Source organism: Sciscionella marina DSM 45152 (assembly GCF_000379465.1).
Lineage (GTDB): Bacteria > Actinomycetota > Actinomycetes > Mycobacteriales > Pseudonocardiaceae > Sciscionella > Sciscionella marina.
Map to the genome: position 1 here is coordinate 184,242 of NZ_KB905447.1, position 19,984 is coordinate 204,225.

Consider the following 19,984-nt stretch of genomic DNA (forward strand, 5'->3'; position numbering starts at 1 on the left):
CGACGACGAATCGCGGTCACTGCGCGGACAGAAGACTGTTTCCGCAGGAAGGCACCCTTGACTAGGCGGTGAACGGCTGACAATGTCGAACGATCAGCCCTGGGTGGTACGCGCCATACCAGCGTATCCTCGCCGGGTTTGGGAGTGGGACGATGGCGGGTGTCGAATTCCGGATTCTCGGTGACCTCGAAGTGTCCTTCGACGGTGAGCCCGCCGCGTTCGGTGGTCCCAAACTCCGGATTCTGCTCGCCACCCTACTGCTCGAATGGAACCGCACGGTACGCCTCGCCGATCTGACCGAGCGCCTGTGGCATCCGGAATCGCACGGCTCGGCCCGAACCACGGTACAGACCTACGTGCAGCGGCTGCGGCGCCTGCTGGACACCCCCGAGCGGCTGGTCACCGTCGGCAACGGTTATCGGATCCTCGCCGAGCAGTACGAACTGGACCTTGCTCGTTTTCGCTCTGCGGTCGCCCGGACACAGCAGCTGAGTGTTCCGGCCGAGAAGGCCGAGCTACTGCGGGAAGCACTGAGCCAGTGGCATGGCCGCCCATTGGCGAACATCCACTCCGAGGTGATCCAGACCGTCGACGTTCCCCGGCTCGAGGAGGAATGGCTCGATACCGCACAGCAGCGGTTCGACCTCGAGCTCCAGCTCGGCAGGCACCTCGACGTGGTCCGCGAGCTGCCTGCGCTGGCCGGGGCGCATCCGACGCGGGAAGATCTGCACGGTCAATGGATGCTCGCGCTGTACCGGTCCGGGCGGCAGGCCGAAGCGCTCGGTGTGTTCCACCAGATCAGGAATGTGCTCGCCGAACAGCTCGGCATCGATCCGAACAAGGATCTGCAACGGCTCTATCAGCGGATTCTCAACGAGGACCCGGGTATCGACCGGCCGGTTGCGCACGAGACGATCCTGGCCCCGAGTATCGCGGTGCCCCGCGAACTGCCCGCCGATATCGGTGATTTCGTCGGACGCGAGGACGTCGAGGCCCGCCTGGTCGGCGCCCTGCGCTCCGGGCCGCGGTCGATGTTCGCGATCTCCGGTCAGCCCGGGATCGGGAAGACCGCCTTCGCCGTGCACATAGCCCACGAGGTGGGTAAGCATTTCCCGGACGGGCAGCTCTACGCCGACCTCGAAGGGTATTCCGCCACCCAGCCCGTCACCGCGGTCCAGGTGCTCGCCCGGTTCGTGGTGGCCCTGGGCGTCTCCGCGCATCAGGTGCCCGTCGGCCGGGAGGAACTCATCGCGCTGTACCGGACCCTGCTCGCCGACCGGCGCGTGCTCGTCGTGCTGGACAATGCCGCCGACCCGGCCCAGGTGCGGCCACTGCTGCCGACCGCCGGGGGAAGCGCGGCGATCGTCACCAGCCGCAACCAGTTACGTGGCCTGACGGCCCTGCAGGGTGTGCACGCCGTTCACCTCGAGGTGCTCAGTGCCGAACAGGGACTGACGCTGCTGTCCGGGATCCTCGGGGAGCAGCGAGTGCGGGCAGAACTGGACGAGGCCGCGGAACTCGTCGAACTGTGCGGGTTTCTTCCGCTGGCCATTCGTATCGCCGCGGCCAACCTGTATTCGCGTGCCTACGAGTCCATCCACGCCTACATCCGCGAGCTGAACGGGCCGGGACGGCTTGCCTCCTTCGACATCGAAGGGGACGAAGAAGCGACCCTGCGCGCCGCTTTCGATCTGTCCTACTCGCATCTCGCACCCCGCGCGGCACGGGTCTTCCGGTTGCTGGGCGCGTTACCGGGGCAGGACTTCACCATCGAGATGGCTGCCGCCTTTCTCGGCTCGTCCTTCCCGGATACCGCGCGGCTGCTCGACCATCTGGCCGCGGCGAGCCTGGTGAGCCACCACAGCTCCGGCAGGCTCTGGATGCACGATCTCATCCGGCTCTACGCGATCGAACGCTGCGAGCAGGAGGAGCCGACGGCCGAACTCAGCGAGGCGCGCGGCCGTATCGTGGATTTCTACTTCCGCAAGGCATCCGCCGCTGCCGAACTGACCAATCCGATGCGCGCACGACTGCCTCCTTCGCCGGATGAGATACGACCGGAAACCGAGTTCGCGGACGCTTCGGAAGCGACTCGGTGGTTCGATGCGGAGTGCCCGAATCTGATCGCGACGATCCGGGAGGTTCGGGACACCGCGCATCGCGAGCAGGTGGTCCGGCTGGCAGAGGCAATACGCCCACATCTGTTCACCAATGGGCGGCATCTTCCCGAAGCGCTGGTGGCCTATCGCGCCCTGCTGCAGTCGGCGATCGAATCCGACGATGTGCACACCGAGGCGGCGATGCATCACGCGATCGGCGCACTGCTGGAACGAAGCCTGGAACACGCCCCGGCGATTCACCACTTCACCAGGGAACTGCGCGCCCACCGGATCAGCGGATCGGTGCCGAGCCAGGCACGGGCGTTGATCAGCCTGGGCAATGTGCTCTACATGGCGGGGGAGCTGGAGAAAGCCAGTGCACGCCTCGGCGAGGGAATCCAGCTCGCCGGACAGGTCGGGGAAGAACCCTTGGTCTCGTTCGGAAAGCTGAACCAGGCGGCCGTGGAATCCCGGCGTGGTCGGCTGTATGAGGCCGAACAGGTGGCGCGCGAGGCCATCGCTATCAACGAACACTCCACGGCGCGAGCGACAGCGGACGATCCGCGCCGGATTCTGGGCGAGACTCTGGTGCAGCGCGGTGCCTACCGGGAGGCGACCAGGGAACTAAGGCTGGCACTCGAATCGTTGCGCGCCACGCTTTCGCCGTACTGTCAAGCGGTGACACAGAGTCAGCTGGCGGTTGCCCACGACGCGATCGGTGACGTGGCCATCGCGCAGCGGTACGCCCAGGACGCTTTCGAGACCGCCCGTGAGCAAGGGGCACTCGACGAGGAAGCCGAAGTCATGGTGGCACTCGTTTCCGTGGATCCGGACATGGCATGGCGGGCCCGCCACGATGCCCTCGAGCGCGCGGTACAGCTGTGCCACAGGGTTGATCATCGCTATATGGAGGCGACCGCCCTGTGTGAGCTCGCCGAGCTGTACGTAGAGCTGCGGGAGCACGGCCAAGCCAGGATGCGGGCCAGGGAAAGCATGGTGATCAGCGAGGATTTCGGTTACCTGGTGTTGCACGGCCGGGCGGAGCTCGCCCTGGCACGGGCCGAGCTTTCCGCGGATGCCGAGCGCACGGCAGTCGAGCACGCCGAGCGCGCGGTGACGGTGTTCGCCCGTACCGGCGCGCTGGTCGAGCACGCGCGCGGCCTCATCGTGCTCGGCACCGCGAAGCGTGCGCTGGGAGCCGGGCAGGAGGCGCGGGACTCCTGGCAGCAGGCCCTTCGATGCTTGGCGGACACGGATTTACCGGAGGATGCCGAGCTGGTTGTCTCGCTTCATTCGCTCCTGGACACCGATTCGGCTTGATCGTGCGGTTCCATCCCGAAATGTACGGCCGTTCCCGGGCGGGCGTACAGCAGCTGGTCCGAGGGAACACTGGCGAGTTCTTCGTCGCTGGTGAAGGTGCGGTATCCGGCGAAAAGATCGTGCAGTTCCATGGTGGGCTCCGTCCGACGCGAACAGATTCCATCGTGTCATGTTCGGGCGGCAAGACCAATCAGCTTTCCGTGAGCTGAGCTTCGCGCGGTGTGCCGCCGAGCTGCCGAACGGCCGGGAGCGCCAGCATGCCCAGGCAGGAGATCCCGACCAGGACGGCGGCGCCGATGAGCGTGGTGCGGGTACCGACTCCGGCGGCGATGGGACCGGCGAGGGCCTGGCCGAGCGGAGTCAGGCCGAGCGAGACCAGCCAGTCGTAGGACATGACCCGGGACAGCGAGTGTGCCGGAATCCGCTGCTGCACTGTGGTCTGCCAGAGGGCGTTCAGCACGGTGAGCCCGCCGTACATGAACCCGGCGGTCACCGCGATCACCGGAGCGGGCACCGGGACGGCGAGCAGTGCGGGCGGGATGCAGCCGAGGGCCAGCGCGAGGTTCCCGACGACCAGCGGGCGGCGCGGGCGGATACGCAGCGCCACGAGGGCCCCGACCAGACCGCCTACGGCCGCACCCTGCGCGATCATGCCCCAGGACACCTGACCGCCGAGCATCGTCACCGCGACGAGCGGGCCGAGCGTCTGGTATGCCGAGCGGGCCAGATTCCAGCAGGAGTGCGCGATCAGGTTCGTCCAGTACCAGGTGTGCCGCCAGAGCTCGCGCCAGCCCTGGCGCAGTTCGGTCCAGAATCCGGCGCGCTCGGTGGGGACGTGCGCAACCCGCAGCAGGGCGAGGGTGCCGAGGCTGATCGCGTAGGTGACCGCGTTGGCCAGCATCGCCCATCCAGCACCGACCGTCACCGCGAGCGTGGTGGCGATAGCGGGTCCGAGCACGATGCCGATCTGCTTGGAGAGCCCGAGCAGCGCGTTCGCCGAGGGCAGCTGAGTGGCGTCGACCGTAGCAGGAACGATCGCGTCCGAGGCGGGCCAGAAGAAGGCGTTCGCCGTGCCCGCACAGGCCGCGAAGATCATCAGATGCGAAATGTGCACCCCACTGACCAGCAGCTCGGTGCCCATCGCCGTCTGGGCGGCGAGGTTGAGCGCATCGGCGAAGAACATCACCCAGCGCCGGGGCAGCCGATCCGCCCAGACCCCGCCGACCAGCAGCAGGACCAGTTGCGGAACCGCCTCCGCGGCCAGCACCAGCCCGAGGTCCGCCGCCGAACCGGTGCCCTTGATGATCGCCAGGGTCAGCGCGACGGGCAGGATCCCGTCGCCGAGCAGGGACATCGAGCGGCCGATCCACAGCAGGAGGAACTTGCGGTCGCCGAGTGGCCCGGCGAGTTCCCGCAGTCTTCCCACCATTCCCCCTGTTCGGTGTTGGCTCTGCAGCGTGCGAGTCCGGTTACCGACGGAAGCCGACTCCGGGAATTATGTTGCACATCACAGATCGGGGGAAGAGGTGTTCCGGTGCAGGGTAGCGGGATCGATGGCGTACTCCAGCAGCGTCGCGGCCACAGTCTCCGCGCGAGCCCGGTCCGGTTCGGTGCAGGCGTGCCGGAGCAGCCCATCGGCGACGGCCAGGCAGCGATGGGCGCCGAAACCCCGGCCCGCGGCATCCGCGAACGGTTCCCAGGCCATCGCCAGTCCCGGTCCGAGCCGGTGCGCGAACAGTGAGGTCTCCGTGCCGGTCCACCGGCCCGCCAGCTCGACGATGTCCGGAAGCGCGGTCCACGCGTCCGGTCCGAGGTACAGCACGAGCGCGTCCCGGCGCGGCAGCAGGCTCCGGGCCGAGACGACCTTGGCGCGGTAGGGCATCGAACGTGCCTCGAGCGCGCCGAGCAGCGCCCGCCATGCCGATACGGTGCGCTCCGGATCGGTCAGGTGCGCGTAGACCCGCAGCAGGTGTTCGCCGGTGCGGCCATGACCGCGGGAGCCGTCCACGACGAGGTGCCCCGGTGAGCGGCACGGGCGGCAAGGCCCGATGCCGACGGTCACGGTGTCCGCATCGCGCCTTGCCCGCAGCGCCGCGGCGGGCACCCGGACCCGGACTCCGTCCAGCCACACCGTGAGCTCCTCCTGGGTGGCGGCGTCGAGTCGCGCGTGCCGCCGGGTCTCCCGGTGCGGCACGGCGGCACGCAGCTCCCGCTCGAACGGCGCATCCGGCTCCGGAGGTCCGGTGTTCGCCGCCCCGGCGTGCCAGCGCGCATAGAACTCCTCGGCCAGGAGGGTGCGCAGTTCCTCGGTGGTTCCGGCCGCGCACACCCGGCCGTCGACGCTGGCCCGGGGCGGATCGAGATACACCGTCTCGAGCGCCGCGGCCAGTCTCGGCGCGATGATCACCGGCACAGCCCCACCGCCTCGATGAGGTCGGCGGGAGACAACAGCGCCACGCGGCCGATTCCCACGGCCGCCCGCTCGACCGGGTGCAGCCACGCCCGGGACCGGGCGATCGCGAACACCCGGTCGATCTGGTGCCAGCCCGCGAACGCCACCGAGCGGCGCGCCAGCTCCCCGTCGGCCGCACTACGGGCGGACCGGTAGGCGGACCAGAACGCCGCCACCAGGGGCCGGGTGCCCGCGAAATCCTCGGTCCCGGCCGCCGTTCCCGACCGGACCTTCCGCGCGGAACGGTGCAGCCATTCGCCGAGGAACGCACCGATATCGCGGGCCGGATCCGTGAGACAGGCCTGATCCCAGTCGGTCAGCCAGATCCCTCCCGCGCCGAGCAGGAGCTGATCGAGCCGGAGATCCGCGTGACACGGGAGCTGCGCGACCGCGCAAGCCTCCTCGGCCAGACGCGTAGCCGCGGCCGCGAGCGCCGTGTCCTCGTGCAGCATCCCGAGCAGCTCCAGCTCCGCCCCGCTGGCTTCGAGGAAAGCGGGCAGCGAAATGGCTTCGAGGAGCGCGACCGGCGGATGCGGCTGTTCGGCCGGACGCAATGGGCCGTCCCCGTCGACCGGAGCGCCGTGCAGCAGGGCGAGGGTCCGGCCGAGTTCGCGCGCCGTGGGCACGTCGAAGGCGTCCTTCTCGGCAGCGCGCAGGCCGTCGACGGTTCCGCGCAGGTGCGCGAACACGATGAGCGATTCCCGCGCATCCCAGCCGAGGCAGCGCGGCCGGGGGAGACCCGGGAGGGCGACAGCGAACCGTTCGAAGGCCACCGCACGCCCGAACACCGCCGGATCGGTGATGTGTTTGACGAAGACCGGCGCGCCCTGGCGGGTGATTCCGGTGATGGCATGCCAGCGGCCCCGGTGCTCGGTCACTGATTCGCGGCGCAACGGACCCAGCCCGAGGCGCTCAAGCAGCGAGTCGATCACCGGGAGCTCAGTCCGCACAGCCGCAGGCTAGTCCGGGGCGGGCCTTCGCGTCAGCCGTTGAGGGCGGCGATCAACCGGTCCACGCTGCCGCCGAGGTTCCACCGCTGCTGGAGTTCGCGCAGGGCCGGCTCGTCGGCGGGCACCTCCGGCACGGTGTCCGATGTGGACAGCTCGACCCCGGCGTCCGCGGCGACCGCGACCACCTTCGGGGCCACCGCGAGGTAGTCGGTGGCATCGAGGAAGCGCTGCCGCATCTTCGCGGTGAACGGGGACCCGGGATCGGCGGCCAGCTCGATGAGCGCCTGCAGGCTGCCGTGCTCGGTGATGAGTTTCGCCGCGGTCTTCTCACCGATCCCGGCGACACCGGGCAGCCCGTCCGACGGGTCGCCGCGCATGATGGACATGTCCAGATACGCCTTGCCGGTGCCGTGTCCGGGGAGGCCGTACTTCGCCGCCAGTGCCTGCTCATCCAGGGTTTCGGCCTTGGCCCAGCCGCGCCCGTTGTAGATCACCCGCACCCGGGTGGGCTCGGCGCGGACCAGCTGGAACAGGTCCCGGTCCCCGGTGATCACCTCGACCGGATCGGTGTTCTCGCCCGTGGTGAGTGTGCCGATCACGTCGTCCGCCTCGAACCCGGCGGCCTCACCGGTCGCGATGCCCGCCGCGGCGAGCACGTCCAGGATGATCGGCACCTGCGGGCTGAGCGTGTCCGGCACCTCCTCCTCGGCGCCGTCGGAGCCCACCGCGACCCGGTGCGCCTTGTAGGAGGGCAGCAGATCGACCCGGAACTGCGGGCGCCAATCCGCGTCCAGGCAGGCCACGAGCCGTTTGGGGCGCCGGTCGCTGAGCACCCGGGCCACCGTGTCGGTGAACCCGCGCACCGCGTTCACCGAGGTGCCGTCGGCGGCGGTGAGCGAGTCCGGCTGCGCGAAGTAGGCGCGGAAATACAGGCTCGCGGAGTCGAGCAGGACCAGGGGAGCGTTCACCCGGCGCAGTCTACCCAGTGCCGCCGCCTTGCCGGTCCCCGTTCGGCGGCAGCACCGTGTAGTCCGGCAGGCAAAGCTCGACGGCCCGGTGCCAGCGCGCCGGATCGCACCGGTTCCCGCACCTGCTGTATCCGGGACGGGCGTTCGGTTCCGGTGCCCGAACACATCCCCGGCGACCTCGCGCACCCTCCCGGTCGCAGGCGCGGTTCCGCCGAGCACGCGGGAACCCTTGCCGCGCTCGCCGCCGTTGCGCTCCTGCCAGTAGGCGTACACCGCCGCGGCGGCCAACGCATCGGCAGCCTGCGCTCGCCGTAGTCCTGGCGATGACGGTCGCGAAGGACGGCGCTCGCCATCGGCGACGTTCTGCCTGGCGATCTCGATGGTGCGCTGAACGAAGTCCACGGGAGTCCTCCGGATGCCGGGTTCTGCCGGAACCACAGCGACGGACCACAAAGGAATATTTGCAAATGATTCTTTGCGGTCGTACGGTTTCCGCATGGACGAACGCTGGGTCTCGCTGGACGCCAAACGACTCCGGGCTATGGGGCATCCGCTGCGGTTGCGCCTGCTCGGGCTGCTGCGCATGGACGGTCCCTCCACGGCGACCGCGCTCGGCCGCCGGATCGGGGAGAACTCGGCGAACACGAGCTGGCATCTGCGCCAGCTCGCCGAGGCGGGCATGGTCGTGGAGGACACCGAGCGGGGCAACCGTAGGGAGCGCTGGTGGGCCGCCGCGCACGAGGTCACCACGATGGAGGTGGAACAGCTCGCCGCCGATCCGGAACTGGCCGGTTCGGTCGGGGCCTATCTGCACGCGGCGAACGCGCTGCAGTACGAGTGGATGGGCAACTTCATCAGCGAGCTGCCCAGCTGGCCGCAGGAGTGGCAGCGGGCCAGCGAACTCTCCGACCGGCGGATGTGCCTGAGCGCCGAACAGGCCCAGGAGCTCACCGAGCGGATGGCCGAGCTGATCGAGTCGTACCATCGCGAACCGGAACCGGGGGACGCGGAGGTGCACGTGCAGTGGCGACTGGCCCCGCTGCGCAGGTACCTGTCATGAGCCACCCGGTGGCCGGGCTCGCCGCAGCCGCGGGGATCTCGGGGCTCGGCACCGGTATCACCGCGGTCGCGCTCCCGTGGTTCGTGCTCGAGACCACCGGGCGCGGTACCGATCTGGGACTGGTGCTGCTCGCCGAGACGGTGGGCATCGTGTTCGTGAACGCGTTCGCGGGCCCGCTGATCGACCGGCTCGGGCCACGCCGTTGCGCGGTGCTGTTCGACCTGCTCGCCTGCGTGGTCGTCCTCGCGGTCCCGGTCCTGTACCGGGGGAACCTGCTCAGCCTGCCGCTGCTGGTGGTGCTCGCCCTGAGCCTCGGCCTGTCCAGGGGCCCGGCGGACGCGGCGCGCTCGGTGCTCATCCCGGACATCGCGAGCCGCGCACGCGTCCGGGTGGAACGGGTGACCACGAGTTTCGATGCCCCGCTGCAGGGCGGCCGTGCACTGGGCGCCCCGGTCGCGGCGGCGATCATCGCGGCCGGCGGGGCACCGGCCGCGCTGTACGCGGACGCGGCCAGCTTCGTACTGTCCTCCCTGATCACCCTCGCCACGATCGCCGAGGTACGGCACAGCCGGGCGGGGGAGCCGTACCTGCACCAGCTCCGCGCCGGGATCGCCTTCCTGCACCGGGACCGCTTGCTGCGCTCGATCCTGTACGCCGTCATGGTGATGAACGCGCTCAACGCGGGATTCAGCTCGACCCTGCTGATCGCGTACGGCAAGCAGGTGCTGCGTTCGGCGACCGCGGTGTCGGTGATCCTCGCCGTCTCCGGGGCGGCACTGATCCTGGGCTCGGTGCTGTTCTCCGCGTTCGGGCTCGGATTGCGGCGCTGGCCGGTGGTGGCCGTCTGCTACCTGCTCTGGTTCGCCCCGCGCATGGTGGTGTTCCTGTTCCCCGTGCCGCTGTGGGTACTGGTGCTCGTCGTGGGTACCGCGATGCTGCTGTTCGGCCCGCTCAACCCGATCTACGACGCGGTGAAGGCGGAACGAGTGCCACCGGAGCTGCGGGCCAGGGTGTTCGGCGCGATCGGCGCGGCCGCCATGTTCGGTGTGCCGCTCGGGCAGGGCGTGGCCGGGGTGCTGATGGACGAGATCGGACTGTTGCCCGCGATCGCGGTATTCACCGGAATCGGTGCGGTGATGTCCTTGTCTCCCTTGGTGTTCCGCGCATGGCGGGACCTGGACCGGGCACCGCTTACCGCTACAGTGGGCGGATGACGCGTTTGCAGAGGGCACGTGACCTGGCGCGGGAGCGCGGCGTGGACGCACTGCTGGTCACTCCGGGGCCCGATCTCCGGTACCTGATCGGTGCCGGCGGGGAATCGCATGAACGGCTGACCTGCCTGGTGCTGCCCGTCGACCGGGACCCGGTGCTGGTCGTGCCGAAGCTGGAGCACGCGGGCTACGGCGAACTCCCGGTCGCGGCCCGCACCTGGATCGACGGCGAGGACCCGCACGCACTGGTCGCCGACCTCGCCGGGAACGCGGCGACGGTGGCGCTCGCCGATGCGATGCCCGCCATGCACGTGCTTCCGCTCGGGCAGCGGCTCCCGGGCGCGCGCCAGGTGCTCGCCGCACCGATCCTGCGGGAACTGCGCATGCGCAAGGACGAGACCGAGATCGCCGAACTGGCCTCGGTCGGCGCCGCGATCGACCGGGTGCACACGCGGGTTCCCGAAGTACTGCGGGCGGGGCGCACCGAGGCCGAGGTCGGCGCGGACATCGAGGCACTGATCGTGGCCGAGGGACACGAGTCCGCGGCCTTCGTGATCGTGGGCTCCGGCCCCAACGGAGCGAGCCCGCACCACGAGGTCTCGCAGCGGCGCATCGAACCGGGCGATTTCGTGGTCGTGGACATCGGCGGACCGAACCCTGCCGGATACAACTCCGATTCCACCCGCACCTACGTGGTCGGCGAGCCGGCACCCGAGCGGGCCGAGATCTACGAGGTGCTGCGGCGCGCCCAGCAGGCCGCTGTGGACGCGGTCCGTCCCGGGGCCACCGCGGAATCGATCGACGCGGCGGCCCGTTCGATCATCGCCGAGGCGGGATACGGGAAACGGTTCATCCACCGCACCGGCCACGGGATCGGGCTCGACGTGCACGAGGAGCCCTACATCGTCGAGGGCAACGGCCTGGAACTCGCCGAGGGAATGGCCTTCTCGGTGGAGCCCGGCGTGTACTTCGCGGGCGAGTGGGGCGCACGGATCGAGGACATCGTCCTGGTCACCGCCGACGGGGTGCGCGCACTGAACAACCGGCCGCACGAACTGGTGAGGGTATGACCCGGCCAGTCCGAAGCGGCCGCTCCTCCCTTCCTTGGACGCTCGGGAAAGGCCGCCGCCCATGACCGGACTCGAACCAACCGACGCGGCGATCGTGCGTGCGCTCACCGAGGACGGCAGGCGCTCGTTCACCGAACTGGCCGAACATGTCGGCCTCTCGGTTTCCGCGGTGCACCAGCGGGTCCGCAGGCTCGAACAGCGTGGGGTGCTGCGCGGCTACACCGCGCGGGTGGATCCCGAACAGCTCGGTATGCCGATGACCGCGCTGATTTCGCTGACCCCGTTCGACCCGTCCGCCCCGGACGACTACCCGAAGCGGCTGGAGCACCTCAGCCAGATCGAGTCCTGCTACTCGGTCGCGGGCGACGAGTCCTACATCCTGCTGGTGCGGGTCGCCTCGCCTGGTGGCCTCGAAGAACTGCTGCAGCAGATCAGGGCGGCCGCGAACGTCTCGACCCGGACCACCGTGGTGCTCTCCACGCCCTATGAGCACCGCTCACCGGCCGTCTAGGTGTGTCTGATGATCCACTGCCGTCGCGAGCGGAGTCAGCGTGGATGTTTCCTGCGGGACACCCGCGCGCGAGAGCGGCAAGGCGGTGGACTGAGCCATGGCGGTCGCTATGGTGTTTGCGCGCCTTCGCCGCGTGCCGCCGCGCTGGCACGCCGCCGACGTCGCGGCACAGCAGGCTATGGGATGGTCAGACGCGCCCTAGCCTGAGCGCAGCGCGTACAGCGCGATCCCGGAGGCCACCGAGACGTTCAGCGAGTCCTTGGTGCCGTGCATCGGGATCTCCAGCAACTCGTCGCAGCTGGCGCGCAGCTTCACCGGGATCCCGTTCACTTCCTCGCCGAGCAGCAGCGCGAGTTTGGCCGGTGTCCGATAGCCGGCGATGTTCACCGCGCGGTCGTCCACCTCGAGCCCCGCGATCGTGTACCCCTCGGCGCGCAGTTCGGCCAGCAGCGCGCTGATCCCGGGATGGTGCAGGCAGCGCACCGTCTCCTCGGCCCCGAGCGCGGATTTGTGGATCTTGTGCCCGAGCCGGGAGATCAGCTCCGGTGACCGGGCGTCGTCCCGCTGCCGGGGATAGGGCGTGTACCCGGTGCAGTACACGGTGCGTACCGCGAACACATCCGCGGTACGCAACAGGGCACCGACGTTGTAGGCCGAGCGCATGTTGTGCGCGATGACGACGAGCTCGGCGCACTCGGTGTGTTCGGTGTGCTCAGTCATCGGCCGGTTCGGGGTGCAGGGTCTTGTCCTCGCCCGCGACGCAGGCCGCCCTGCGGTCGGTACCCGCGACGAACGCGGACAGGCAGCGAGCGAAGGCGGCGTGCCCGGCCGCGTTCGGGTGGAACGAGGACGCGATGGCGTGGTCCGCCCTGGCCAGGACCCGCAGATCGGTCCAGTCGACTTTGAGCCGGTTGAACCATTCGCCGTCCGGCTTCTGTTTGGGCCCGTTGTCGTTCATGGTGCCGCTGCACGCTTCGTGCCCGAAACCGGCGCGGGACATGTCCAGATAACGGGCACCCACCGCGTCCGCCGCACGGCGCAGGCCACCGTCGAGGGAACCGACACCCTTGCCGTGCACCCAGTTCAGGTCCGGTCCGGTGAACGGGCAGCCGTTGAGATTGCGCAGCTGCTCGCGTGCGTCCGGGCCGACCGGGGCCGCATAGGACTGCACGATCAGCTGATAGGCGTCATCCTGGTAACCGGCTTTGTGCATCACTTCCCGGACTTCGCGCAGCGCGCCGGTCACCTTCGGCACCATCGCGCCCACCCGGGACTTCCACTCACCGCCGAATCCTTCCGAGCACGGGGATCCGAAAAGGCTTGCCTCGATGCACTTGCCGAGCAGCCCGGAGAAATCCGGTGCGTCATTGGCCCCGACGGTCACCACGATCGCACCGACCGGGTGCTGTTTGGCGATCTTCGCCAGCTGCGCGGTCTGCGGGGGCTCGCGGTACCGGCCGCCCTTGGTGATGTCCGAGGAACGGGCACCGGAGCAGGCCAGGTTGTAGCGGAACGGGTAACCCTCGATCCGGGTCCGCAGCACCTCGGCGACCGTCGAGCGGTGGCAGAAGTTGCCGTCCTTGCCGTCGGTGTCCGCGGTGTAGGAGCCCGCGCCCTCCCCGGAGGCCACGCTGTCCCCGAGCGCGACGATCGCCTTCGGCACCGGTGGCGGAGTCGGTCTGCCGGGTCCGCCGGTACCGAGCCAGACGGCTCCGGTCACCACGATCGCGATGACGACGACGCCGAGTACCGTCCATTTCCACCATCGCGCGCGCATCGTCGCTCAGTCTACGCAGCCCGTGGCCGCCGCCGGCCGTTCGGCTGCGAAGATCACCGTGTGGTGCAACCGAAAACGACCCTGCTCACCGGCGGGCACATCTACACGCCTGGCGACCCGGACGCGACCGCGATGGCGATCACCGGGGAGACCGTGGTGTGGATCGGCCAGGACGGACCGGCCCGCGCCCTCTACCCGGACGCCGAGCACCGTGATCTCGATGGCGCATTCGTCGCCCCGGCCTTCGTGGACGCGCACGTGCACGCGACCGCGACCGGGCTGCTCACCGAGGGAGTGGACCTGCGCGCGGCCGGCTCGGCGCAGGACTGCCTCACGCTGCTGCGTGCCGCGGCCGCCGGGGTATCCGAGGGCGGTGTGCTGTGGGCGCACGGCTGGGACGAGAGCGGATGGCCGGGGCAGCGGATCCCGAGCAGGACCGAACTGGACGAAGCGGTCGGGCAGACCGCCGTCTACGCATCCCGGATCGACGCGCATTCGGCCCTGGTGTCCGGTGCCCTGCTCGCGGCCGCCCCGGATGTGCGCGAATCGGACGGCTGGTCGGCCGGGGGACCGGTGACCAAAGCGGCCCATCACGCCGCCCGCGCGCACGCGATCGGCGCGCTGAGTGGGCAGCAGCGGGAGCGCGCGCAGCGGGCCTTTCTCGCCGAGGCGGCGGCACAGGGGATCGCCGCCGTGCACGAATGCTCCGGCCCGGAGATCGCCGGACGGTCCGATCTGGCCGCGCTGCTCGAACTCGGCACCCGCCCGGAGCTCCCGGATGTCACCGGCTACTGGGGGCAGCGCTCGGTCGAACTTCCCGAAGGGGTGCACGGGCTCGGCGGAGACCTGTTCGTGGACGGGGCGCTCGGCTCGCGTACCGCGGCGCTGCGTGCGCCCTACACCGACGCCCCGGGATCACGGGGCACCCGCTATCTGGACGCCGAACAGATCGCCGAGCACCTCGTCGACTGCACACGAGCCCGTATCCAGGCGGGATTCCACGTGATCGGGGACGCGGCGCTCGAGGAGATCCTTGCCGGGTTCGCGCTGGCCAGGGAACGTATCGAGGGCATCGCCATGCGCAGGCACCGGCTCGAACACCTGGAGATGGCCGGGGCCGAGCAGATCGCCGCGCTCGCGGAGCTCGGGGTGGTCGGCTCGGTGCAGCCGCTGTTCGACCGGGCCTGGGGCGGCGACTCCGGGATGTACACCCAACGGCTCGGTGCCGACCGGGCCTCGGCGATGAACCCGTTCGCCGCGCTCGCCGCTGCCGGGGTGATCCTGGCCTTCGGGTCGGACAGCCCCGTCACCCCGATGCGGCCGTGGGAAGCGGTGCGCGCGGCCGTGCACCACCGGACACCGGGTTCGGGCATCTCCCCGCGTGCCGCGTTCGCCGCGCACACCAGGGGCGGCTGGCGCGCGGCCGGGGTGGACGACGGGATCACCGGGACCCTGGTGCCCGGTGCACCGGCGACCTATGCGGTGTGGGAGGTCGAGGAACTGGTGAGCGCACCCGGCGATGAACGCGTGCAGCGCTGGTCGACCGATCCACGCGCCCGGGTGCCCGCCCTGCCCTCGCTCGCCGAGGACTCCGCCCCGCCACGCTGCCTGGCCACCGTGCTGCGCGGAGCGACCATTCATTCCTAGCGCTTGTTCCTGGCCAGCACCAGATCGGGAATGAAGCCGTGCTTGTAGAGCCGATGGTTGCGTGCGTCCCTGGCGAACATCATCGCCACCCACACGCCGCCGATCACCACGATCGCGGGCAGGTAGAACAGGAACGGGAACGAACCGGGAAGCAGCAGCAGGAGGAACCCGGGGGAGCACTGGATGAACGAGTGCAGCGCATGCCGGAGCAACCAGGTGCGACAGGTCAGATCGTGCAGCACCCACTGTGCGTGTTTCGGTATCGTGCCGCCGCACGCGTAGTACAACCACGGCAGCACGCCGGGACGGCCACCGGTCATGAGTCAATGGTAGTGCCGACCGTACAGTTCTGGGCATGGCGATCACCGCCGAGCATCCCGTCGAAGACCGTTCCCCGGCCTGCCGCAGGCCCCGGCTGTGGTGGGTGCTGCGGATGCTGCTCAGCCTTGCCGCCGGTGCCCTGGTCACCGTGGCCGCCCCGCCGCGGGACCTGTGGTGGCTCGCCCCGATCGGGGTCGCGCTGTTGTGCCTGGTACTGGACGGCAGGCGGGCGCGCAGCGGGTTCGGCTACGGGCTGCTCTTCGGACTCGGCTGGACCCTGCCGCTGCTGACCTGGCTGTGGGACTTCCTCGGACCGGGCGGGTTCGGACCGTGGCCATGGCTCGGCGTGGCGCTGATCGAATCGGTGTTGTTCGCGGCGCCGTGCGCGATCGCGGCGCTGGTGTCCCGGCTGCGGCTGGCCCCGGTGTGGATCGCCGCGAGCTTCGTGCTCGGTGAACTGCTCCGGGACACCCTGCCATTCGGCGGCTTCCCCTGGGCACGGCTGGCGTTCACCCAGCCGTCCGGGCCACTGCTGCCGTTGGCCTCGCTCGCCGGTGCGCCGCTGCTGAGCTTCGCGGTCGCCCTGCTCGGTGCCTCGCTGGCCAGGCTGGCGCTGCTGCGCCGCACCCCGCCCCGCCTTGCGCTGCCCACGGCCACCTTCGTGCTGCCGCTGGTGCTCGGCCTGGCGCTGTGGCCGACCATCGGCAACCCGGAGCCGGGCGGGACGGTGCGCGCCATGGCCATCCAGGGCAGCGGACCGAATATCGGCATCAACCTCAACTACGCGGGCAACGTGCTGTGGCGGCGCACCGTCGAACAGACCGAGCGCACCGAACAGGACATCGCCAAGGGCAAGACACGCCGCCCGGATGTGGTGGTCGTGCCGGAGACCGTGGTCTCGCTGACCGGAACCAGCGCGGCCGATCTGTACCCGGTCGAATCGGTGGCCAAGGCGCTCGGTGCGCCGACCGTGATCGGTGTGGCGATGAATCCCGAGCAGGGCAAGCCGATGAACAGCACGCTCGGTATCGATCCGAGACGCGGGCTCACCGGCCGGTACGTCAAACAGCACCTGGTGCCGTTCGGCGAGAAGGTCCCGCTGTACTGGCTCGCCAAGTACGTGACTCCGTTTCTGGACGAGATGGCGCAGCTGCAAGCAGGGGACAAACCCGGAGTGCTGCCCGCGGGCGCGGCGCGGGTCGGCATCGCCTCCTGCTACGACCTCGGCTATGACGACGTACTGCGCGGTGCGGCGAACTCCGGGGCGAACCTGCTCGCGGTACCTACGAACAACGCCTGGTATGGCTTCAGCGAGATGCCCTACCAGCAGCAGGCGATGGCCCGGATCCGCGCGGTGGAGCACGACCGGTCGGTCGTGGTCGCCGCGACAACCGGGACGAGCGCGATCATCCGCCCGGATGGGGGCGTTGTACACCAGACCGGACTGTTCACCCCGGCCACGATCGCGGCCGAGGTGCCGCTCCGCACACACATCACACTGGCGGATACCCTGGGCCCTTGGCCGGAGTGGGTGCTGGCCGCCGTCGGGCTCGCCGGGCTGCTTCCCGGTATCCGCTCTCGGCGCACCCGGAAGGGAGTCCCGGCCGCCGAACTGACGTGACAGCGAAAGGGAGACGGTGATGGGCGAGTCGGGGGCTGCTCGGGACGAAGCCGTGCTTGTCGTGATCCCCACCTACAACGAGCGGGACACCATCGGCGCCGTCCTCGAGCGGTTGCACACCGCCAACCCGGACGTCGACGCGCTGATCGTGGACGACGGCAGCCCGGACGGGACGGGGGAGTTCGCCGACAAGCTGGCGGCCGCCGATCCGCGGATCACGGTCCTGCACCGGACCGAGAAGGCCGGCCTCGGGGTCGCCTACATCGCCGGGTTCCTGCTCGCGCTGGAGCGCTCCTACGACATCATCGTGGAGATGGACGCCGACGGTTCGCACCCGCCGGAGCGGTTGCCCGCGATCCTCGCCGCCACCGAGCACGCCGACCTGGTCATCGGCTCGCGGTACGTCCCCGGCGGGAAACTGGTCAACTGGCCGAAGTACCGCGAACTGCTGTCCCGCGGCGCCAACCTGTACGCCAAGCTCGCCCTCGGCGTACGCATCCGCGACATCACCGCGGGTTACCGGGCCTACCGCGCCGAAGTACTGAAGAATCTGCCGCTCGACCAGGTCGAGTCGCACGGTTATTGCTTCCAGGTCGACCTGTCCTGGCGCACCGTGCTCGCCGGGTTCCGGGTGGTCGAGGTGCCGATCACGTTCACCGAGCGCGAGTCCGGGCAGTCGAAGATGAGCGGTTCGATCATGCGTGAGGCGATGTTCAAGATCGGCCGCTGGGGTCTCGGGCACCGGCTGCGGCAACTGCGCGGACTGTTCACCCGCGAATGACGGCAAGAAAGCGGCCCGCCAGGGACATGTTCCCCGGCGGGCCGCTTCAGCTTCCCAGGAGACTCTTCCTACCGTGGTGGACGTGACAGGGCCGCCTCGCGCTGTCGCGGGAGGCGGCCCGTCCGTGGTGGGAGCAAGAGCCTTCGCTTGACCTCTTACGCCGAACGGCTGCGACGACCGCGAAGCTCCTCGAGCCGTTCGTTGAGGAGGTCCTCCAATTCCGCGATACTACGCCGTTCGAGCAGCATGTCCCAGTGCGTGCGCGGCGGCTTGGCCTTCTTCTCGTCGGGTTCCGAGCCGTCGATGATCTTCGACTCGCTTCCGTGCAGTCGACACTCCCAGGTCGGGGGGATCTCGGCGTCGTCCGAGAACGGCACCTCGAAATCGTGGCCCTTCGGGCACGCGTAACTCACCGCGCGCCGCGGGGCGAGGTCGTGATTGCGGTCCGTCTCGTAACTGACGGCTCCGAGCCTGCTCCCACGAAGTACGCGGTCCGCCATGATGTGGTCCCTTCGGTCGGCCCGGACAAGGCGTATGCCTGCTTTGTCCGGTGTTTGGCTCCCAGTTCGGCTACTGTGTGCAACGGTCTCTCGGGGCAGGTTATTCCGTCTCCGACAGAGCCGGTTCACCGCGGTGTCCTTTACCCGTCAACGACTGTCCACGCCAGGGGGACACCCCGGGAAGCAACTCGTGACGCGTTCGCCGCACATTCTCCAAAATATCACCCTTAATGGGGAGGTAAATTTGCGCATAGCATCTTGCTATCCCAGGTCCAACGGCCTATAAGGATGCGGGCGGTGTGTTGCCCGCTGCTCGAATGGCCTTGCGGACGTTCACCGGTATCAGCAGAACGAGCCCGAGGACGAAGAAGAAGATCAGCGAGAAGATGGCGACACGGTAGCTGCCCGTGTTCTGCAGCGCCAGTCCGAACAGCAGGGGACCGAGCGCGCTCGAGCCGGAGCTGGAGATCTCGTAGAGGCTGAAGTACTTGGCTTCGCTTCCGACGGGGATCATCGAGGCGTACAGCGAACGGGACAGCGCCTGCGAACCGGCCATGACCACGGACAACGCGATCGCCAGTGCGAAGAACTGGGCAGGGCTGTGCGCCTGCATGAAGTAGGCGGCGACCACGACACCGATCCAGACGATCAGGCTGTAGCAGACCACCCGCTTGGCGCCGAACCGTTCCGCGAGCTTGCCGAGCAGCAGCGCACCGCCGAATGCGGCGAACTGCACGATCAGGATCGCGGTGAGCAGGGTCGTCTCGCCCAGTTTCAGCTCCTGTTGACCGAAATCGGCGGCCATCGTAGTCACCGTGGTGATGCCGTCGTAGTAGATGAGGTAGGCGACCAGGAACAACAGGGTGATGGGGAAGGCCTTGAGTCCCTTGATCGCGGTGCCGAGCTCACGGAACCCGGCGGTGACCACCGAACCGCTGATGTCCCGCCTGTGCATCCTCGGCAGCCCACGCAGCGCGCGTACCGGGATGAGCGCGAACGCCGCCCACCACAGCCCGGCCAGGCAGAGCGCGAGCCTGGCCAGCAGCCCCGAGTCCGTGATCACGAAGGAGCCGACGAAGCTGGCCGCGAGCACGATGCCGCCGCCGAGGAAGGCATAGGCCCAGCCGACCGAGGACACCTTGTCCCGTTCATCGGCGGCCGCGAGGTCGGGAAGGATCGAGTTGAACACGACCTTCCCGCAGGTGTAGGTCACATAGGCGAACACGAGCAGCCCGGTACCCAGCTGCCAGTCGCTCGGCCCGACGAACACCATGGCGGTGGTGCCGAGCGCGCCCGCGAAGCCGAAACCCAGCAGCAGCTCACGCTTGCGGCCGCTACGGTCGGCGATGGCGCCCACCACGGGCATGACGAACACCAGCAGGATCGCGCAGAACGAGACCGTGTAGGCGAACAGCGAACTGGGGGCGATCGGGATGCCGAGTACGTGCAACCTGCCCTGGTCACCGACCGCCGCGCGCGCCGTCGCGGGCAGATAGCGGCTCATGAACACCGAGATCACCGAGACCTCGAAGGTGTGGCTGGCCCAGCCGTAGGCGTACCACCCGAACCGCTGCCTGCGCAGTTGAGCGCCGGTGCGCCCGTCGAGCGCGGCCGTGCCGGCGTCCTGTGTCATGTGTCGACTCTCCCTCGTGCCTCGCGGCACCCTACTGGCAACGAGCGGGACCGGGTGACCGAT

Annotated in this window: 18 protein-coding genes; 8 read left to right on the forward strand and 10 right to left on the reverse strand. The window is 69.4% G+C overall.

Annotated elements, in window-relative coordinates:
- The first annotated feature begins 152 nt into the window (after positions 1 to 152).
- Positions 153 to 3,419: an AfsR/SARP family transcriptional regulator gene (locus tag A37U_RS47520; protein ID WP_020501972.1), complete on the forward strand. Its 3,267-nt coding sequence runs from the start codon at positions 153 to 155 to the stop codon at positions 3,417 to 3,419.
- On the opposite strand, the gene A37U_RS52380 is transcribed toward A37U_RS47520, so the two are convergent.
- From A37U_RS52380 to A37U_RS0138470, 5 genes are all read right to left on the reverse strand, one after another.
- A complete protein-coding gene (locus A37U_RS52380; RefSeq protein ID WP_020501973.1) occupies positions 3,389 to 3,550 on the reverse strand; it encodes a hypothetical protein in 162 nt (53 codons plus the stop codon). The genes A37U_RS47520 and A37U_RS52380 overlap by 31 nt on opposite strands.
- A 59-nt stretch (positions 3,551 to 3,609) precedes the next feature.
- On the reverse strand, positions 3,610 to 4,848 hold the full coding sequence (locus A37U_RS0138455) for an MFS transporter (RefSeq protein WP_020501974.1): 1,239 nt from the start codon (positions 4,846 to 4,848) through the stop codon (positions 3,610 to 3,612).
- A 78-nt stretch (positions 4,849 to 4,926) separates the two neighbouring features.
- Positions 4,927 to 5,832, reverse strand: coding sequence for a T3SS effector HopA1 family protein (locus A37U_RS47525; RefSeq protein WP_020501975.1), 906 nt, complete (start codon positions 5,830 to 5,832; stop codon positions 4,927 to 4,929).
- The gene (gene lxmK, locus A37U_RS0138465) at positions 5,823 to 6,821 is read right to left on the reverse strand and encodes a class V lanthionine synthetase subunit LxmK (RefSeq protein ID WP_083934227.1); all 999 of its coding nucleotides are present in this window, start codon (positions 6,819 to 6,821) and stop codon (positions 5,823 to 5,825) included. The genes A37U_RS47525 and lxmK overlap by 10 nt, the downstream gene beginning before the upstream one ends.
- A 32-nt stretch (positions 6,822 to 6,853) precedes the next feature.
- Entirely contained in the window at positions 6,854 to 7,789 is a 936-nt protein-coding gene (locus A37U_RS0138470; protein WP_040589991.1) for a 5'-3' exonuclease, read from the reverse strand.
- A gap of 496 nt (positions 7,790 to 8,285) precedes the next feature.
- Between A37U_RS0138470 and A37U_RS0138475 the strand changes: the two genes are divergently transcribed.
- The 4 genes from A37U_RS0138475 to A37U_RS0138490 all read left to right on the forward strand — a co-directional run bounded on the left by A37U_RS0138475 (position 8,286) and on the right by A37U_RS0138490 (position 11,641).
- Entirely contained in the window at positions 8,286 to 8,849 is a 564-nt protein-coding gene (locus A37U_RS0138475) for a winged helix-turn-helix domain-containing protein (RefSeq protein ID WP_020501978.1), read from the forward strand.
- Complete coding sequence (locus A37U_RS0138480; protein ID WP_020501979.1) at positions 8,846 to 10,063, forward strand: MFS transporter; 1,218 nt, start codon at positions 8,846 to 8,848, stop codon at positions 10,061 to 10,063. Before A37U_RS0138475 ends, A37U_RS0138480 begins: the two co-directional genes overlap by 4 nt.
- Positions 10,060 to 11,130, forward strand: coding sequence for a M24 family metallopeptidase (locus A37U_RS0138485; RefSeq protein WP_240437811.1), 1,071 nt, complete (start codon positions 10,060 to 10,062; stop codon positions 11,128 to 11,130). The genes A37U_RS0138480 and A37U_RS0138485 overlap by 4 nt, the downstream gene beginning before the upstream one ends.
- A gap of 61 nt (positions 11,131 to 11,191) precedes the next feature.
- Positions 11,192 to 11,641, forward strand: a complete 450-nt coding sequence (locus A37U_RS0138490; RefSeq protein ID WP_020501981.1) for an Lrp/AsnC family transcriptional regulator — start codon at positions 11,192 to 11,194, stop codon at positions 11,639 to 11,641.
- 198 nt (positions 11,642 to 11,839) lie between these two features.
- Here A37U_RS0138490 and A37U_RS0138495 read toward each other — a convergent pair whose 3' ends face one another.
- The gene (locus tag A37U_RS0138495) at positions 11,840 to 12,361 is read right to left on the reverse strand and encodes a TrmH family RNA methyltransferase (protein WP_020501982.1); all 522 of its coding nucleotides are present in this window, start codon (positions 12,359 to 12,361) and stop codon (positions 11,840 to 11,842) included.
- Positions 12,354 to 13,418 carry a GDSL-type esterase/lipase family protein gene (locus tag A37U_RS0138500; RefSeq protein ID WP_020501983.1) on the reverse strand — a complete coding sequence of 355 codons (1,065 nt, stop codon included), beginning with the start codon at positions 13,416 to 13,418 and terminating at the stop codon, positions 12,354 to 12,356. The genes A37U_RS0138495 and A37U_RS0138500 overlap by 8 nt, the downstream gene beginning before the upstream one ends.
- Positions 13,419 to 13,478: 60 nt before the next feature.
- Between A37U_RS0138500 and A37U_RS0138505 the strand changes: the two genes are divergently transcribed.
- A complete protein-coding gene (locus A37U_RS0138505; protein ID WP_020501984.1) occupies positions 13,479 to 15,065 on the forward strand; it encodes an amidohydrolase in 1,587 nt (528 codons plus the stop codon).
- On the opposite strand, the gene A37U_RS47530 is transcribed toward A37U_RS0138505, so the two are convergent.
- On the reverse strand, positions 15,062 to 15,385 hold the full coding sequence (locus A37U_RS47530; RefSeq protein ID WP_020501985.1) for a DUF5313 family protein: 324 nt from the start codon (positions 15,383 to 15,385) through the stop codon (positions 15,062 to 15,064). The two genes, A37U_RS0138505 and A37U_RS47530, sit on opposite strands and share 4 nt — an antisense overlap.
- 35 nt (positions 15,386 to 15,420) lie before the next feature.
- Here A37U_RS47530 and lnt point away from each other — a divergent pair, with 35 nt between their 5' ends.
- Together lnt and A37U_RS0138520 are read left to right on the forward strand one after the other, a co-directional pair.
- Complete coding sequence (gene lnt / locus A37U_RS0138515) at positions 15,421 to 17,007, forward strand: apolipoprotein N-acyltransferase (RefSeq protein ID WP_020501986.1); 1,587 nt, start codon at positions 15,421 to 15,423, stop codon at positions 17,005 to 17,007.
- 19 nt (positions 17,008 to 17,026) lie between these two features.
- The gene (locus A37U_RS0138520; protein WP_026198062.1) at positions 17,027 to 17,788 is read left to right on the forward strand and encodes a polyprenol monophosphomannose synthase; all 762 of its coding nucleotides are present in this window, start codon (positions 17,027 to 17,029) and stop codon (positions 17,786 to 17,788) included.
- Positions 17,789 to 17,943: 155 nt separating this feature from the next.
- Here the strand turns inward: A37U_RS0138520 and A37U_RS0138525 are convergent, their stop codons facing one another.
- Entirely contained in the window at positions 17,944 to 18,288 is a 345-nt protein-coding gene (locus tag A37U_RS0138525) for an RNA polymerase-binding protein RbpA (protein ID WP_020501988.1), read from the reverse strand.
- Positions 18,289 to 18,568: 280 nt separating this feature from the next.
- Positions 18,569 to 19,921 carry an MFS transporter gene (locus tag A37U_RS0138530; protein ID WP_020501989.1) on the reverse strand — a complete coding sequence of 451 codons (1,353 nt, stop codon included), beginning with the start codon at positions 19,919 to 19,921 and terminating at the stop codon, positions 18,569 to 18,571.
- Between the last annotated feature and the right edge of the window lie 63 nt (positions 19,922 to 19,984).

Coding starts and splice junctions, on each gene's coding strand:
- A37U_RS0138490 (WP_020501981.1), top strand. CDS start 11,192: ATGACCGGACTCGAACCAACCGACGCGGCGATCGTGCGTGCGCTCACC.
- A37U_RS0138455 (WP_020501974.1), bottom strand. CDS start 4,848: ATGGTGGGAAGACTGCGGGAACTCGCCGGGCCACTCGGCGACCGCAAG.
- A37U_RS0138480 (WP_020501979.1), top strand. CDS start 8,846: ATGAGCCACCCGGTGGCCGGGCTCGCCGCAGCCGCGGGGATCTCGGGG.
- A37U_RS0138525 (WP_020501988.1), bottom strand. CDS start 18,288: ATGGCGGACCGCGTACTTCGTGGGAGCAGGCTCGGAGCCGTCAGTTAC.
- A37U_RS52380 (WP_020501973.1), bottom strand. CDS start 3,550: ATGGAACTGCACGATCTTTTCGCCGGATACCGCACCTTCACCAGCGAC.
- A37U_RS0138520 (WP_026198062.1), top strand. CDS start 17,027: ATGGGCGAGTCGGGGGCTGCTCGGGACGAAGCCGTGCTTGTCGTGATC.
- A37U_RS47530 (WP_020501985.1), bottom strand. CDS start 15,385: ATGACCGGTGGCCGTCCCGGCGTGCTGCCGTGGTTGTACTACGCGTGC.
- lnt (WP_020501986.1), top strand. CDS start 15,421: ATGGCGATCACCGCCGAGCATCCCGTCGAAGACCGTTCCCCGGCCTGC.
- A37U_RS0138500 (WP_020501983.1), bottom strand. CDS start 13,418: ATGCGCGCGCGATGGTGGAAATGGACGGTACTCGGCGTCGTCGTCATC.
- A37U_RS0138530 (WP_020501989.1), bottom strand. CDS start 19,921: ATGACACAGGACGCCGGCACGGCCGCGCTCGACGGGCGCACCGGCGCT.
- A37U_RS0138475 (WP_020501978.1), top strand. CDS start 8,286: ATGGACGAACGCTGGGTCTCGCTGGACGCCAAACGACTCCGGGCTATG.
- A37U_RS0138495 (WP_020501982.1), bottom strand. CDS start 12,361: ATGACTGAGCACACCGAACACACCGAGTGCGCCGAGCTCGTCGTCATC.
- A37U_RS47520 (WP_020501972.1), top strand. CDS start 153: ATGGCGGGTGTCGAATTCCGGATTCTCGGTGACCTCGAAGTGTCCTTC.
- A37U_RS0138485 (WP_240437811.1), top strand. CDS start 10,060: ATGACGCGTTTGCAGAGGGCACGTGACCTGGCGCGGGAGCGCGGCGTG.